General features: G+C 64.8%; 15 protein-coding genes. 1 reads left to right on the forward strand and 14 read right to left on the reverse strand.

The features are described 5' to 3' along the window. Nucleotides 1-1446 (forward strand): PhoH family protein (locus AC6LJW_RS21415; RefSeq protein WP_498088212.1); only part of this gene is annotated, 1446 nt, incomplete at its 5' end. A 74-nt stretch (nt 1447-1520) separates the two neighbouring features. Here AC6LJW_RS21415 and AC6LJW_RS21420 read toward each other — a convergent pair. The 14 genes from AC6LJW_RS21420 to metE form a co-directional block, all read right to left on the reverse strand. Beyond that, a complete protein-coding gene (locus AC6LJW_RS21420) occupies nt 1521-1652 on the reverse strand; it encodes an entericidin A/B family lipoprotein (protein WP_056567326.1) in 132 nt (43 codons plus the stop codon). Between the two features lie 38 nt (nt 1653-1690). Beyond that, complete coding sequence (locus tag AC6LJW_RS21425) at nt 1691-2386, reverse strand: fumarylacetoacetate hydrolase family protein (protein WP_056567329.1); 696 nt, start codon at nt 2384-2386, stop codon at nt 1691-1693. Nucleotides 2387-2673: 287 nt separating this feature from the next. Further along, a complete protein-coding gene (ppa, locus tag AC6LJW_RS21430; RefSeq protein ID WP_056567332.1) occupies nt 2674-3204 on the reverse strand; it encodes an inorganic diphosphatase in 531 nt (176 codons plus the stop codon). A gap of 29 nt (nt 3205-3233) precedes the next feature. Further along, nucleotides 3234-4871 (reverse strand): heme biosynthesis HemY N-terminal domain-containing protein, encoded by a 1638-nt coding sequence (locus AC6LJW_RS21435; RefSeq protein WP_498088214.1) that lies wholly within the window; start codon nt 4869-4871, stop codon nt 3234-3236. Nucleotides 4872-4875: 4 nt separating this feature from the next. After that, the gene (locus AC6LJW_RS21440) at nt 4876-6066 is read right to left on the reverse strand and encodes a uroporphyrinogen-III C-methyltransferase (RefSeq protein WP_056569365.1); all 1191 of its coding nucleotides are present in this window, start codon (nt 6064-6066) and stop codon (nt 4876-4878) included. A 37-nt stretch (nt 6067-6103) separates the two neighbouring features. Beyond that, the gene (locus tag AC6LJW_RS21445; RefSeq protein WP_498088215.1) at nt 6104-6922 is read right to left on the reverse strand and encodes a uroporphyrinogen-III synthase; all 819 of its coding nucleotides are present in this window, start codon (nt 6920-6922) and stop codon (nt 6104-6106) included. Beyond that, entirely contained in the window at nt 6922-7866 is a 945-nt protein-coding gene (gene hemC / locus AC6LJW_RS21450) for a hydroxymethylbilane synthase (protein WP_498088216.1), read from the reverse strand. Before hemC ends, AC6LJW_RS21445 begins: the two co-directional genes overlap by 1 nt. A gap of 9 nt (nt 7867-7875) precedes the next feature. Beyond that, nucleotides 7876-7998 (reverse strand): hypothetical protein, encoded by a 123-nt coding sequence (locus AC6LJW_RS21455; protein ID WP_255357201.1) that lies wholly within the window; start codon nt 7996-7998, stop codon nt 7876-7878. Then, entirely contained in the window at nt 7985-8704 is a 720-nt protein-coding gene (locus AC6LJW_RS21460; protein ID WP_056567345.1) for a TerC family protein, read from the reverse strand. Before AC6LJW_RS21460 ends, AC6LJW_RS21455 begins: the two co-directional genes overlap by 14 nt. Before the next feature lie 112 nt (nt 8705-8816). After that, on the reverse strand, nt 8817-9515 hold the full coding sequence (locus AC6LJW_RS21465) for a TerC family protein (protein WP_056567347.1): 699 nt from the start codon (nt 9513-9515) through the stop codon (nt 8817-8819). Between the two features lie 266 nt (nt 9516-9781). Next, nucleotides 9782-10663 (reverse strand): succinate--CoA ligase subunit alpha, encoded by an 882-nt coding sequence (sucD, locus tag AC6LJW_RS21470; RefSeq protein WP_056567350.1) that lies wholly within the window; start codon nt 10661-10663, stop codon nt 9782-9784. Nucleotides 10664-10684: 21 nt separating this feature from the next. Then, a complete protein-coding gene (sucC, locus tag AC6LJW_RS21475; RefSeq protein WP_056567354.1) occupies nt 10685-11845 on the reverse strand; it encodes an ADP-forming succinate--CoA ligase subunit beta in 1161 nt (386 codons plus the stop codon). Between the two features lie 10 nt (nt 11846-11855). Then, on the reverse strand, nt 11856-12458 hold the full coding sequence (locus tag AC6LJW_RS21480) for a DUF2889 domain-containing protein (protein ID WP_056322544.1): 603 nt from the start codon (nt 12456-12458) through the stop codon (nt 11856-11858). A 285-nt stretch (nt 12459-12743) separates the two neighbouring features. Then, nucleotides 12744-15041: a 5-methyltetrahydropteroyltriglutamate--homocysteine S-methyltransferase gene (gene metE / locus AC6LJW_RS21485; protein WP_498088217.1), complete on the reverse strand. Its 2298-nt coding sequence runs from the start codon at nt 15039-15041 to the stop codon at nt 12744-12746. Between the last annotated feature and the right edge of the window lie 24 nt (nt 15042-15065).

The following is a 15065-nucleotide window of genomic DNA, read 5'->3' on the forward strand; positions in this document are numbered from 1 at the left end:
CCCGCGCGCCAGGCCAAGGCCACGCCCGCGCCGGCCAAGCGCGGCAAGGCGCGCGCCGAGAACGCCCCGCGCAAGCTGTTCGTGCTGGACACGAACGTGCTGCTGCACGACCCCAGTTCGCTGTTCCGTTTTGAAGAACACGACATCTTCCTGCCGATGATGACGCTGGAAGAGCTGGACCACCAGAAAAAGGGCATGTCCGAAGTGGCGCGCAACGCGCGTCAAGTCAGCCGTTCGCTGGACGCGCTGGTGCAGGACGCCACGCACCTCGAAGAAGGGCTGGAGCTGGCCAAGCTGGGCAACAAGGACGCCACTGGCCGCCTGATGTTCCAGACGACCGCCATCCACAGCACCCTGCCCTCGGACTTGCCGATGGGCAAGGCCGACAACCAGATCCTGGGCGTGGTGCGCGCCCTGCAGGAAAAATACCCGCAACGCGAGGTCGTGCTGGTGTCCAAGGACATCAACATGCGCCTGAAGGCGCGCGCGCTGGGCATGGCCGCCGAAGACTACTTCAACGACCATGTCCTCGAAGACTCGGACCTGATGTACTCGGGCGTCATGCAATTGCCCGAGGACTTCTGGAACAAGCACGGCAAGGATGTCGAATCCTGGCAACAGGGCGGCACCACCTTCTACCGCATCCACGGCCCGCTGTGTTCGCAGTTCGTCGTGAACCAGTTCGTCTACTTCGAAGGCCAGATGCCGCTGTACGCGCAAGTGCGCGAAGTCAGCGGCAAGATGGCGGTGCTGGCCACCCTGCGCGACTACACCCACGGCAAGAACAATGTCTGGGGCATCACGGCGCGCAACCGCGAGCAGAATTTCGCCATGAACCTGCTGATGAACCCGGAATGCGATTTCGTGTCGCTGCTGGGCCAGGCGGGCACGGGCAAGACGCTGCTGGCATTGGCGGCGGGCATCACGCAGGTGTTGGAGACCAAGCGCTACACCGAGATCATCATGACGCGCGTCACGGTGCCTGTCGGCGAAGACATCGGTTTCCTGCCCGGCACCGAAGAGGAAAAGATGCTGCCCTGGATGGGCGCGCTGGAAGACAACCTCGACGTGCTGAACATGGGCGAAGGCGAAGGCAACGGGGACTGGGGCCGCGCGGCCACCATGGACCTGATCCGCTCGCGCATCAAGGTGAAGTCCCTGAACTTCATGCGCGGCCGCACCTTCCTGAACAAGTACCTCATCATCGACGAAGCGCAAAACCTGACGCCCAAGCAGATGAAGACGCTGGTAACCCGCGCGGGCCCCGGCACCAAGGTGATCTGCCTGGGCAACGTCGCCCAGATCGACACCCCCTACCTCACCGAAGGCAGCTCCGGCCTGACGTTCGTGGTCGACCGTTTCAAGGGCTGGCCGCACTCCGGCCACGTCACGCTGCAGCGCGGCGAACGTTCGCGCCTGGCCGACTACGCGGGCGACGTGCTGTAGATCATCGTTCCCGCGCCACCAGCAAAAAGCCCCTTGATTGCTCAAGGGGCTTTTTTTTCACTGCCGCGAGCCGATTATTTGTCGGCTGCGTTGGTGATGGCATTACCTGCCCGGGACACATCCTTGCCCATGCCGGCAACGGTATTGCAACCGGCCAGCACGAAGCCGAATACGACAAAGGCAGTCAGCACAAACTTGCCGCGCATGCTTTAACTCCAAAATGAAAAAATGAAAGCGCCGATGCTCAGGCGATCTGCACGCGCAGTTCGCCCAGGCCTTCGACGCCGCCAGTGATCACGTCACCTTGGCGCACGGCGCCCACGCCTTCCGGCGTGCCGGTGAAGATGATGTCGCCGGGCTGCAGTTCAAACAGGCCCGACAGATACGAAATGCTTTCCGGAATATTCCACAGCATCTGGGAAATGTCGCTGGATTGCTTGCGCTCGCCGTTGACGTCCAGCCAGATGGCGCCCTTGTCGAGCGTGCCCACCACGCTGCGCGGGTGAATGGGACCGAGCGGCGCCGATTGGTCGAACGCCTTGCCGATTTCCCAGGGACGGCCCTGCTTTTTCATTTCGCCTTGCAGGTCACGGCGGGTCATGTCCAGACCCAGCGCATAGCCCCACACGCATTCGTTGGCCTGCTCGACGGGGATGTCGCGGCCGCCCTTGCCCAGCACCACGACCAGTTCCATTTCGTAGTGCAGGTTGGACGTTTTGGGCGGGTACGGCATCTTGCCGGTTTCGCCGTCGGCCACGAGCAGCACCGCGTCGGCGGGCTTGCAGAAGAAGAACGGGTCTTCACGGCCAGTGAAACCCATTTCCTTGGCATGCTCGGCGTAATTGCGGCCGACGCAATAGACGCGGCGCACGGGGAACAGCGCGGCGCTGCCGGCAACGGGAACCGCGACGGGCGGCTGGGGAGGCAAAACGTAGTCCATGAGCTATCAACCTATGACAAATACGTGACCGGAAAAACCGGAAAAAATATTACCCCGACGCGCGCGCGCTTGGCATGCCCTGTGACCCCGCGATGGGGCGCTGTTGTTGTTGGGCGGCCGGGCGTTTAAAAAAGCACTCGCGAGTGTAGCCCTTTCTGCGGCCGATGCGAGGACCGGATGGATCGGGCGCCCACAAGATAACGGCGCGGCGGCGACCGGCTACAGCCGTCGCGGCCCCGCCGCTGCAAGGCGCCAGCCGGCGCGATGCCGGCTGGCCTAAGGCCCGATCAGCCCTTGGTGTAGCGCTCGGCGCTGCGCACGATTTCCTCGTGTGCGGCGTCCACGCCCTTCCAGCCCTTGACCTTGACCCACTTGCCCTTTTCCAGATCCTTGTAGTGCTCGAAGAAGTGCTGGATGCGGGAAACGTCTTCCGCCGGCAGATCTTCATAGGACTTGATGTTGCGGTACGGCGGGTACAGTTTTTCGATGGGCACGGCCAGCAGCTTGGCGTCGCCGCCCGACTCGTCGTCCATTTCCAGCACGCCGATGGCGCGGCAACGCACGACGGCGCCGATCTGGATCGGGAACGGCGTCAGGACCAGCACGTCGGCGGGGTCGCCGTCTTCCGACAGGGTCTGGGGAATGTAGCCGTAGTTGCACGGGTAGTGCATGGCCGTCAGCATGAAGCGGTCAACGAAGATCGCACCGGAATCCTTGTCGACCTCGTACTTCACCGGGTCGGCGTTCATGGGGATTTCGATGATGACGTTGAAGTCTTCCGGCAGCTTCTTGCCAGGGGAGACGCGATCAAGACTCATGGTTCAACCTTGTTTGTCTGAATGGTTATTCAAATCGAGCCGTCGTCCTTGAACGGCGGCTTGGTGGTCGGCAGGGGCGCCGCGGGCGGCACAGGCTTGGCGGCGGGCGCAGCGGGTGCGGGCTTCGGCGAATACGTGGGCACCGGCTCGTCGAAAGCGGTGGCGGGAATCGGCGCGCTGTCGAAGTATTCGTCGATGTCGGCGGTGCCGCGTGCCAGTGGCGCGTCTTCGGGCGCCAGGGCGCGGTCGTGCTGCGCTTTGCTGACGCGCGCGTCCGGATCCAGCACGTAGTCCGAGGCCGACGCGGCAACGGGCGCTGCCGCAGCGGCGGCCGGCAAGGCGGGGTAATCGCCGCCGACGTCCGCATCGCTGTCCGTGTCCGACAGGCCAACGGCATAGCCGCCTTCGGCGTCCACGCGGTAAGGATCCGAACCCGTGTCCGCGGCGGGAAGCGCCGCGTCCGAGGCCAGCACAGGCAGGGCCATGCTGGCGGCCGTGGCCAGGCGCCAGTGGCGCACGGCGTCGACCGGGCGGTCCAGGCGATCGTACAGGCTGCCCAGCAATGCATGCGTCTGCGCATCGCTGCGTCGCGCCAGGCTACGAAGCAGGTAGCGTTCGGCCTGGCCCCAAAGCTGGCCATTCAGGCACAGCATGCCCAGCGCAGTCAGCAGATCGGGATCGGTCGGACGTTGATGCAGCCAGGTCTCGGCCTTGGCCAGGCGACGCGACACGTGTTCAGCTTCGCAGCGGGCATAGGCCGCCACCAGTGCGGGATTGAACTTGACCGCGATGGCCGACTCCAGCACGCGGGCGGCTTCATTGGGTTCGCCGGCGGCTTCGAAGGCCGCCGCGCCCGCCAGGGCGATTTCGGGCAGCAGGCGCTCTTCTGCCTTGAGGTCTTTCCAGATGGGACGCCAGGCATCGTTGCCCGCCGCGGCGCGCAGGCGCGCCGCGCCAGCGGCGTCGATCAGAACGTCGGCTTCCGTGCGGCCCAGCGCATTGCGGCGCAGGAGACCTCGCGCCAGCGTGAAGACCTGCTCCTGGTGGTTCAAGGCCGTATGCGCGCGCAGCAGCAGGCGCATGGTGTGCAGATGGCGCGCGCCGCCGTCGGCCAGCGGCCCCAGCACGGTCAGCGCCCGCTCGGCGCGGCCCTGATCCAGCAGCATGTCGGCCGACACCGTGGCCGTGGCTTCAATGAGGCCGGGCTCCGTGTCGGCCTGTTCCTGCGCGTTGGCGAGCAGGCGGTCGCGCCGGTCGAATTCGCCCAGGCCGTGCGCGGCGCGGGCCGCCGACAGCGCGGCCAGCACGCGGCGCGTGCGGACCTTGGTCTGGTCCAGAAGCTTGGTCAGGTCTTTTTCGGCGTGGGCGTAGCGGCCTTCGAGCAGACCGATCCAGCCGCGTTCAAGCAATTCGTGGTCGCGCGCCTGCGCGCGCTTGCCGCGCCAAGCCCGGACGCGATCGGGAATGGCGAGCAGCCAGGCCAGCAGGCGCAGGCCCACATACAGGATGATGAACGTCGCGACGATGAGCAGGACGGCGAGCGTCAGCGACATCTCGATGCGCCACGGCCACACCAGGAGCAGCACGTTGCCCGCATGCGAGCGCAGAACCACCGCCAGAGCGACGGCGACGACGGCGAGCAGTAGTGTCCAGAACCAGGTACGCATGAGCTCAGTCCTGGTCGCTGGTCTTGAAGCCCGCGGCGCGCAAGGCGGCCACGGCGTTCAGGCTATCCGCCACGTCCGGCATGCGCACGGCGATGTCGGTCTGGGCCAATTCGCGCGCGAGGGTCTGAGCGGCGACGGTATCGGGCGAGCGGCCATCGAAATATTTGGAAAGCGTCGAACCGACGTTGTCGAGCTCGCTCTTCCAGACCGACGGCTGACGCATCAGCATCGCCAGTTGCGCCGTCAGCAGCCGCTGGCGCAGGGTGCCGCGCACCTGATCGGCCTGCTCGGGTGACAACAGCAGCGCGGCAGGTTCGTCCACGCGCTGGATCGTGATGAGTCCGCCAAGTTCATGGGCCAGCGCGGAACCCGCGCGGCCGGGCCACGATGCGACTTCGGCGCGCCAGCGTTGCCACCACGGCGCGTCGGCGGGCAGACCGGCCTGCGGATCGATCGTGGGGGCCGGCGCGGGCGGCTGGGCTTGGCCCACCGGGGCAATGCCCGGCGACACGGTGTCGGGCACCAGCAGCGGCGCCTTGCCGATGAGCGCGACCAGGCGTTCGATGCGGCCGGACTGGGCGGGGATGTCGACGGTGGACACGGCACGCAAGCGGTCCAGGTCGCCGTTGATGGATTGCTGCAGGCTGGAGAAACGCGGACGGTCTGCGCGCGCGAGGCGCGATTGCGCGGTTTCCAGCGCGACGATGGCGTTGGAGACGTTGCCGGCCAGGCGCAATTGCTGATTGGCGATGGTCAGCAGGCGTTCGACGTCATTGGCCAGCAGTTCGTCGCTGGCGCTGTCGTTGAAGTTCTGCCAAGCCTGCTGCAGGGCGTTGTACTGGCTTTGTGTTTCGCGCAGCGTGTCTTCGAGTTCGGCGACGCGGCCCGACTGCGCCTGTGCCAAGGCAAGGGCTTCGCGGGTGTCCTTGCGGGCTTGCGCCACGTCGGCGCCCAGCGTGTCCAGGCGCGTTGCCACTTCGCGGCCCGCGGACACGAACTGGGTGCGTTGCTTCCACAGCGCATAACCCAGGCCAACGGCCAGCAGGATGACGATTATGAGGGCGGTGACCAAGGGACCACTGCCGCGCTTGGCCGGACGGGCCTTGACGGAGTCGGCCGGGGCCGATGCGGACGCGCTTGCGTCCGGGGCGGCCGGATAAACGGCCGAATCGGTAGCGGGAGTCTTATCTGTCATGACGCGATTGTATTCGGTGTCAGTCCGAACCAACGAATCAAGCAGCAACAAAAGCCTGGAATATCGACTCGTCGTTCGGCACGCAGATTTTTACCATCGCCGATCCAGACGTGCCATGACAGGACGGTGGCAGGCGGCCTGCCAGCGACGGGTGCGTGACCACGAAGCGGCAGCGCTGCCACCAGTCTGCCAGACCCGCGGCATGGAGCTGACGCTGGACGGCATCAGCGCCCTCCCCGCTGGTGAGCAGCCAAGTGGCGGAGACGCCCGCATCGGCCCAGCGCCGCAGCGTGCCAAGCTGGTCAGGGGTCCAGGCTGCCGGCTGCCGCTGGTAGGCGGCATGGCGCGTCACATGGACCCCATGGGCTTCAAGTTTGCCGCCAAGCCAGTCCCGTCCCTGGGTGCCGCGAACCACCAGCACGCGCGCGGGCAACCGCGGTTGCGCTTCGAGCACCTGCCACAGCGCCTCGGAATCGTGGGTGGACGCCGATTCATCCGGGTGCAGGACTGTTGTATTCGCGCCAAAAAAGCCCGTGTCGCGCAGCGCCTGAGCGCTGGCGGGGCCGACCGTGGCCGCAGCCACGCCCACCGGCCAGCCGGTGGCGCCGTCGGCCTGGGCTAACTGGTCCAGATACTGGCGGGCAGCATTGCCGCTGACGAACACGACGAGGCCGTAGTCCGAGGGCCGGGGCAGGTCTTCGGACGCGGCCGAAAGGGGATGGATTTCAAGAGCGGGCAAGATGCAGGGCTGCCAACCGGCGCCCTGAAGGCGGCTGGCCAGCGCTTCGTTGCGCCCTGCGGGCCGCGTCAGGATGGCGATGCGCGGCCCTTCGGCGGCTGCAAACGCCGGATCCATCAGTCAGGCCCGTGGTTGTGCAGGAGTTCGCGGAGGATCGCCTCTGCGCCCGCGTCCAGCAATTCGGAGGCGGCGGCTTCGCCGATGGCTTCGGCCTGATCCACCGGACCGGTGTGCACTGCATGAACGATACGGGTGCCGTCCGGCGATGCGACCAGCGCGCGCAGCGACAGGGTGTCGCCCGCGATCTGGGCAAACGCCGCCAGGGGAACCTGGCAGGAGCCACCCAGCTTGCGCGACACGGCGCGCTCCGCGAGCACGCAGGCGGTTGTGTCTGCGCTGACCAGCGGCGCCAGCCATGCGCGCATGTCGTCGCGGTCGTCGCGAATTTCAATACCGAGAGCGCCCTGCCCCGCGGCGGGCAAGCTGTCGGCGGGATCAAGCAGACTGCGGATGCGCTCGCCCATGCCCAGCCGGTCCAGGCCTGCCGCCGCCAGCACGATGGCGTCGTAGTCGCCTTTGTCGAGCTTGCCGAGGCGCGTATCCAGGTTGCCGCGCAGGGGTTTGACCACCAGGGCGGGAAACCGGGAACGGATCTGGGACTCGCGGCGCAGGCTGGAAGTGCCAACCACGGCGCCCGCGGGCAGGTCCGCCAGCGAGGCATATCGGTTGGACACGAAGGCATCGCGCGGATCGGCGCGATCGAGGACGGCGCAAAGCTCGAACGGGGCTTGCAGATCCACCGGCACGTCCTTCAGGGAGTGAACGGCGAGATCGGCGCGCCCGTCGAGCAGCGCGTTTTCGAGTTCCTTGACGAACAGACCCTTGCCGCCCACCTTGGACAGCGTGCGGTCGAGGATCTGGTCGCCTCGGGTCGTCAGGGTGAGAAGTTCAACTGCGCACGCTGGGTACAGCGTGCGCAGCCGATCGCGCACATGCTCGGCTTGCCACAGGGCAAGCCGGCTGGCGCGGGTCGCAATGACCAGACGTTGCGGCAGAGACACGTGATGCCATCAAACGAAGTTGGAGACGATGATCGTCGCGACTACGCCGAGGATGGCCAGCACGAACAGACCCTGAAGAAGGCTCAGGCCCGATTCGGATTGCTGGGGATCGGTGGATCTACGCAGACTCATGTGCTGATTCCTTGGAAGCGTTCTTGCGGCTTGCAAGCCACCGTCCAAGGACAACAACGAGCAAGGCGCCAATAATTTCAGCGGCGATTTTAACCGTAGTCGGCTGAACGCCAAATTGACGCTCGACAATAACGTCGGTGACCAGCATGCCGCCGGCGATCCAGCCCAGCAGGCCCGCGCCGAAGGTGACGACCAGCGGATAGCGGTCGATGAGCTTGAGCACCAGCGTGCTGCCCCAGATGATGATCGGCACACTGACGACCAGGCCGAAGATGACCAGACCCAGTTGATGGTCGGCATGCGCGTTCTGCGCGGCGCCAGCAATGGCGATCACGTTGTCCAGGCTCATCACGAAGTCAGCAATGATGATGGTCTTGATCGCGGCAACGATGGATGTGCCACCCTTGATGTCGCCATGCGCATCGTCTTCGGGAATCAGAAGCTTGACGCCGATCCAGACGAGCAGCACGCCGCCCACGACCTTCAGGAACGGGATATTCAGGAGCTGCATCGCGAAGGCGATCAGCACGACACGCAGAATGATTGCGCCCGCGGTGCCCCACAAGATGCCTTGCATCCGTTGCTTGGGCGCCAGGTTGCGACACGCCAGTGCGATCACGACAGCGTTGTCGCCGCCGAGCAGGATGTCGATAAGAATGATTTGAAATACCGCTGCCCAACTCAGCGTCTGAAAAAACTCAAGCACTTTGAACCCCCGAAGGCATTTATTAAAAGAATGGCCGGTCCCGGCCCGGCCGCCCTGCCGCGCCTTCGCGCGGCAGGTTGATTCAGAAAAACATATTATTGTAGTTCAGCTTTCAGTCAGCTTTCTGGCGCATCAGTAAAACTTTACCAATCAGCAGCACCAGCACTGCGCCGAGCACGCCGGACATCAGCGCGAAGCTATGCTGCGTCACGCCCAACGCGGCGTCAATACGCGCTACGGGCTCTTGCAATGCAGGATCGCCCACCAGCAGTTCGCCAGCAATGAAGCCCAGCAGCGCCGCGCCAACCCAGACGATGAGCGGGAAGCGTTCGATGACCTTCAAGAGCAGCGTGCTGCCAAAGATGACCAGGGGAATGCTGATGGCCAGGCCGAGCACCAGCAACGTCGTATCGCCCATTGCAGCGGCGGCAACAGCCACCACGTTATCCAGGCTCATGACCAGGTCGGCGATCATGATGGTGCGGATGGCGGTGAAAAGATTGCCCTGGGTCTTGCCGGCGCCATCTTCTTCGCCCTCGGGCAACAGCAGCGTCACGCCGATGTAGACCAGAAGCAGCGCGCCAATGAGCTTAAGCCACGGCAGCAGCAACAGCTTGGCCGCGACGAGCGTCAATACGATACGCATGATGATCGCAGCGGCGGAACCGACCACGATCGCTTTTTTCTGTTGTGCCGGAGGCAGTGAACGCGCCGCCAGCGCAATAACCACGGCGTTGTCGCCTGATAGCAGAATGTTGACCCAAATGATCTGGAGCAACGCGATCCAGAATGCCGCTGAACTGAGTTCCATGCCTCTCTTTCCTAGGTGTGATCCCCCTAGGACAAAACCAAATTAATGGATGAATTTGAACGGATAAACGTACAGACCGTCTTGGTGCGAGCCCGACGGCATTCTTGCTGGTACGCGCAAAATTTCTTTCATTATAGTTTCGTTCAGCTTTCCGTATGATTGCCCCGGCCGCTTCCTGGACGCGGGATTACCCTAAGGAATCGCGAAAAAACCGGACAAAAAAAAAGCCCGCCGAAGCGGGCTTTTTCATTGCGCAATGCTGAGACTTACAGCACCGACTTGAGCAGCTTGCCCATTTCGGAGGGGTTGCGCGTGGTGCGGATGCCGCAGGCTTCCATGACTTCCAGCTTGGCATCGGCCGTGTCGGCGCCGCCGGAGATCAGCGCGCCGGCGTGGCCCATGCGCTTTCCGGGAGGGGCGGTGACGCCAGCGATAAAGCCGACGACCGGCTTCTTCATGTTGTCCTTGGCCCACTGCGCGGCGTTGACTTCGTCCGGACCGCCGATTTCGCCGATCATGATGACGGCGTCGGTGTCGGGATCGTCATTGAACAGCTTGAGCACGTCGACGTGCTTCAGGCCGTTGATGGGATCGCCGCCGATACCGACGGCGCTGGATTGGCCCAGGCCCAGTTCGGTGACTTGCGCCACGGCTTCGTACGTCAGGGTGCCCGAACGGCTGACGATGCCGATGCGGCCCTTGCGGTGGATGTGACCGGGCATGATGCCGATCTTGATTTCGTCTGGGGTGATCAGGCCGGGGCAGTTCGGGCCCAGCAGCAGCGTCTTGCTGCCCTTGGCCTTCATGCGGTTCTTGACTTCGAGCATGTCGCGGACCGGGATGCCTTCGGTGATGCAGATGACCAGTTCCAGTTCGGCTTCGACAGCTTCCCAGATGGCGGCAGCGGCGCCGGCGGGCGGCACGTAGATGACGGACACGGTAGCGCCGGTGTCGGCCTTGGCGTCCTTGACCGACGCGAAGATCGGCACGCCTTCGAAGTCTTCACCCGCCTTCTTGGGGTTCACGCCGGCCACGAAGGCGGCCTTGCCATTGGCGTACTCACGGCACATGCGGGTGTGGAACTGGCCCGTCTTGCCCGTGATGCCCTGGGTGATGACCTTGGTGTCCTTGTTGATCAGAATCGACATTGTGAATCCTTGATTTTCTCTTTACTTGACGGCGGCTACGACGCGGGTGGCAGCTTCGGCCATCGTGTCGGCGCTGATGATGGGCAGACCCGATTCAGCCAGCATCTTCTTGCCGAGCTCTTCGTTGGTGCCCTTCATGCGGACGACCAGCGGCACGTTCAGGTTGACGGCCTTGCAAGCAGCGATCACGCCTTCGGCGATGACGTCGCAGCGCATGATGCCGCCGAAGATGTTGACCAGGATCGCCTTGACGCTCTTGTTGGCCAGCATGATCTTGAAGGCTTCGGTGACCTTCTCGGCCGTGGCGCCGCCGCCGACGTCCAGGAAGTTGGCCGGCTCGCCGCCGAACAGCTTGATGGTGTCCATCGTGGCCATGGCCAGACCGGCGCCGTTCACCAGGCAGCCGATGTTGCCGTCGAGCTGGATGTAGGCCAGGTCGAACTTGCTGGCTTCGATTTCAGCGGGATCTTCTTCGTCCAGGTCGCGGTAGGCGACGATTTCCGGGTGACGGAACAGGGCGTTGGAGTCGAAGTTGAACTTGGCGTCCAGGGCGATGATGTTGCCCTTGCTGTCGCGGTTCAGGGGGTTGATTTCGACCAGGGAGGCGTCGGTGTCCATGTAGCACTTGTAGAGCTTCTGGAACACGTCAACGGCCTGGGCGGTCGAGTCGGCGGGCAGGCCGATCGCATTGGCGATCTTGGTGGCTTGCTCGGCGGACAGGCCGGTCAGCGGGTCGATGTATTCGGTGATGATCTTTTCGGGCGTGGAGTGAGCCACTTCCTCGATGTCCATGCCGCCTTCGCTGGAAGCGATGAAAGCGACATTCTGCGTGGCGCGGTCGGTGACCAGCGACACGTAGTATTCCTTCTGGATGTCGGCGCCGTCTTCGATGTACAGGCGGCGAACCTTCTGGCCTTCGGGGCCGGTCTGATGCGTGATCAGTTGCATGCCCAGGATTTCGGAGGCCAGCTTGCGGACGTCGTCCAGCGAGCGGGCCAGCTTGACGCCGCCGCCCTTGCCGCGGCCACCCGCGTGGATTTGTGCCTTGACGACCCAAACCGGTCCACCCAGCTTTTCAGCGGCAGCCACGGCCTCGTCGACGGAAAGAGCGGGGATCCCGCGCGGCACGGGGACGCCAAATTGCTTCAGCAGTTCCTTGCCTTGATACTCGTGGATTTTCATGTGTTACCTGTCAGGACGTATGAGAAAAAGAAGGTGAATCGGAGGACGACTCGGCCGATGCCTCAGCGCTACCCCCGGTGTACCACTCGGGATAATGCTCAGCCACCACAGGGCCGCCAGTGCTGAGCGCATGGCAGCCGTCCAATTGGAATGGACGCCGGTTCGGGTTGGGTTCCTGCCGCCGGCGGTTGGCCATGGTCTGGACCGCCGCGGTGGGAAGCACCTGCGACAGCTCGGTCATGTGCGTACAGCCTTCCACATGCCCGAACCGCTCTTTGACCTGGCGACGGAACCCCTTGAGCAGGTTCATGCCGATCAGGTCAGTGTACGCCGGCTCGATGGCCTTGCAATGCTCGCCATAAGGCGCCGCGTCATAGACGGCCTGAGCCGCCACGATCGAGAATTCCTCGTCGATGGTGATGCGCAGGTGCATATGGTGGATGGGTTGCCCGGCCTTGAACATCTCGCCGTCGCGCTTGGGAAAATCGTACGCCTTGACGTCGATCAGCTCGGCTTCCAGGTCCCAGTTGCCGTCATCGCGCGCGTACGACTGCACACGTATGGAACGCGTATGCAGCGGCTGACGAGGACAATCTGGCGGTGGCAAGGGCATGCGTGGGGCCTGCGGGGCAGAGACGGCCAGCGCGTAATGGTGCGCGGCAACAAAACCTTCAAAGTATAGCGCAGGCGGCCTGCCGCAATCGTATTAATTGGCCGGGGGATGGCCCGCTATCCCACACGCTGGCCTGAGCGACGGCGGCGACTCGCGCTGGGCCGGCGCCAGATCGGCCTTGAAATCGCCGTGGGTGGCAGGCAAAAAGCCCGGCGCGCGCGAGGGGGCACGGCCGGGTTGGGGAATGTGCGCCCGGCGCCAGCGCGCCGGGGACGGACCATGGCGTCAGGCCGCGTCGCGCAGCGCGCGGGCTGCCTGGACCATGCCGATCAATGCGGCTTCGGTTTCCGGCCAGGCACGCGTCTTCAGGCCGCAGTCGGGGTTCACCCACAGGCGTTCCTTGGGCAGGCGGGCGGCAGCCTTGTTCATCAGGTCCACCATCCAGTCCACTTCGGGCACGTTGGGCGAATGAATGTCATACACGCCGGGGCCGATGTCGTTCGGGTAACGAAAGTCCTCGAACGCCTTGAGCAGTTCCATGTTGGAGCGCGACGTTTCGATCGTGATCACGTCGGCGTCCATGGCCGCGATGGATTCGATGATGTCGTTGAACTCCGAATAGCACATATGGGTGTGGATCTGCGTCTCGTCGCGCACGCCGGCGGTCGACAGGCGGAAGCAGTCCACGGCCCAGTCGAGGTACGCCTGCCAATCGGCGCGGCGCAGCGGCAGACCTTCGCGGATGGCGGGTTCGTCGATCTGGATGACGTTGATGCCGGCCGCTTCCAGGTCCACCACTTCATCGCGCAGGGCCAGCGCGAGCTGACGGCAGGTCTGCTCGCGAGGCTGGTCATCGCGCACGAACGACCATTGCAGGATGGTGACCGGGCCGGTCAGCATGCCCTTGACCGGCTTGTCCGTCAGCGATTGCGCGTAGGACGACCAGCCGACCGTCATGGGCGCGGGGCGCGCGACGTCGCCGAAGATGATCGGCGGCTTCACGCAACGCGAGCCGTAGCTTTGCACCCAGCCGTTCTTCGTGAACGCGAAGCCGGCGAGCAGCTCGCCGAAATACTCGACCATGTCGTTGCGCTCGGGCTCGCCGTGCACCAGCACGTCCAGGCCCACCTTTTCCTGGAAGCGGATGACTTCCTCGATCTCCTTGCGGATGGCGGCCTCGTACGCCGAATCCGTCAGGGCGCCAGCCTTCCAGTCGCGGCGCAACGCGCGGATTTCGGCCGTCTGCGGGAACGAACCGATCGTCGTGGTGGGATAGGCGGGCAGCCCAAGCTGTTCTTGTTGGCGCGCAATGCGGCCGGCGAACGGCGCGCGGTCGCGCGACACGCCCGCGGCGGCGGCCATGCGCTGGGCCACGGCCGGGTTGTGGATGCGTACCGAGGCGCGGCGCGCGGCCAGTGCGGCGCGCTGCCCGGCCAGCCCTTCCTGCACGGTCGAGTCGGTGGCACTGTGGAGCGCTCGGCCCAGCAGGCTCAGCTCGTCCAGCTTCTGGGCGGCAAAGGACAGCCAGCTCTTGAGCTCAGCATCCAGTTCGGTTTCGATTTCCAGGTCGACCGGCACGTGCAGCAGCGAGCACGACGGCGCCAGCCACAGGCGGTCGCCCAACTGGCGCGCGACCGGGGCCAGCGTGGCGATGGCGGCGTCCAGGTCGGTGCGCCAGATGTTGCGGCCGTTGATGACGCCCGCGGACAGCACCTGACCGTCATTCAGGCCGGCCACCACGGCAGCCAGCTGGTCGGGCTCCCGCACCAGGTCCACATGCAGACCCGCAACCGGCAGGGCCTGGACCGTCGAGAGATTGTCTTTCAGACCGTCGAAATACGTCGCGGCAAGCAACTTGACCGGGCTGGCAGCCAGCGCGGCGTACACCTGCTTGAACGCATCGCGCCAGGCTTGCGGCAGGTCGAGCGCCAGGATGGGCTCGTCGATCTGCACCCACTCGACACCCAGCTTGGCAAAGCGTGCCAGCACGTCCTGGTAGACCGGCAACAGCGCGGCCAGAAGCTGAAGCTTGCCGGCATCGGCGGCGCCGTCGGCAAAGGCGTCGCCCTTGCCCAGGAACAGCCAGGTCAGCGGACCGGGGATGACCGGCTTTACCTGCAGACCCAGCGCCTGCGCTTCCTTGACCTGCTCGAACAGGGTTTCGCGGGCAATGCGGAAGGTCTGGCCGGGCACCAGTTCGGGGACGATGTAGTGGTAGTTGGTATCGAACCACTTCGTCATCTCGCAGGCGGCGGCGGGCTTGCCGGATGGGGCGCGGCCGCGGCCCATGCGAAAGAGCGTGTCCAGCGACACCGGTTCGTTGTCCTTTTGGCCGAAGCGCGCAGGCACCGCGCCAAGCAGCGTCGTCCATTCCAGGATCTGGTCGTACCAGGCGAAGTCGCCCACCGGCACGAGCTTGACGCCGGCCGCGGCCTGAAGCCGCCAGTGGCGGGCGCGCAGCTCGCGGCCCGTTTCTTCCAGCGCGCCGGCGGTCTGCTTGCCCGCCCAATACGCTTCGACGGCGCGCTTGAGTTCGCGCTGCGCGCCAATGCGCGGGAATCCCAAATTATGAATCGTAGTCATGTGAACACGCCTTTCCACAAAATT

The organism is Achromobacter sp. 1012554356 (assembly GCF_059760815.1).

What these genes read in the sequence shown, in the direction of transcription:
- AC6LJW_RS21420 (WP_056567326.1), bottom strand. Translation starts at nt 1,652, where the DNA reads ATGCGCGGCAAGTTTGTGCTGACTGCCTTTGTCGTATTCGGCTTCGTG.
- AC6LJW_RS21425 (WP_056567329.1), bottom strand. Translation starts at nt 2,386, where the DNA reads ATGGACTACGTTTTGCCTCCCCAGCCGCCCGTCGCGGTTCCCGTTGCC.
- ppa (WP_056567332.1), bottom strand. Translation starts at nt 3,204, where the DNA reads ATGAGTCTTGATCGCGTCTCCCCTGGCAAGAAGCTGCCGGAAGACTTC.
- AC6LJW_RS21435 (WP_498088214.1), bottom strand. Translation starts at nt 4,871, where the DNA reads ATGCGTACCTGGTTCTGGACACTACTGCTCGCCGTCGTCGCCGTCGCT.
- AC6LJW_RS21440 (WP_056569365.1), bottom strand. Translation starts at nt 6,066, where the DNA reads ATGACAGATAAGACTCCCGCTACCGATTCGGCCGTTTATCCGGCCGCC.
- AC6LJW_RS21445 (WP_498088215.1), bottom strand. Translation starts at nt 6,922, where the DNA reads ATGGATCCGGCGTTTGCAGCCGCCGAAGGGCCGCGCATCGCCATCCTG.
- AC6LJW_RS21455 (WP_255357201.1), bottom strand. Translation starts at nt 7,998, where the DNA reads ATGAGTCTGCGTAGATCCACCGATCCCCAGCAATCCGAATCGGGCCTG.
- AC6LJW_RS21465 (WP_056567347.1), bottom strand. Translation starts at nt 9,515, where the DNA reads ATGGAACTCAGTTCAGCGGCATTCTGGATCGCGTTGCTCCAGATCATT.
- sucD (WP_056567350.1), bottom strand. Translation starts at nt 10,663, where the DNA reads ATGTCGATTCTGATCAACAAGGACACCAAGGTCATCACCCAGGGCATC.
- sucC (WP_056567354.1), bottom strand. Translation starts at nt 11,845, where the DNA reads ATGAAAATCCACGAGTATCAAGGCAAGGAACTGCTGAAGCAATTTGGC.
- AC6LJW_RS21480 (WP_056322544.1), bottom strand. Translation starts at nt 12,458, where the DNA reads ATGCCCTTGCCACCGCCAGATTGTCCTCGTCAGCCGCTGCATACGCGT.
- metE (WP_498088217.1), bottom strand. Translation starts at nt 15,041, where the DNA reads ATGACTACGATTCATAATTTGGGATTCCCGCGCATTGGCGCGCAGCGC.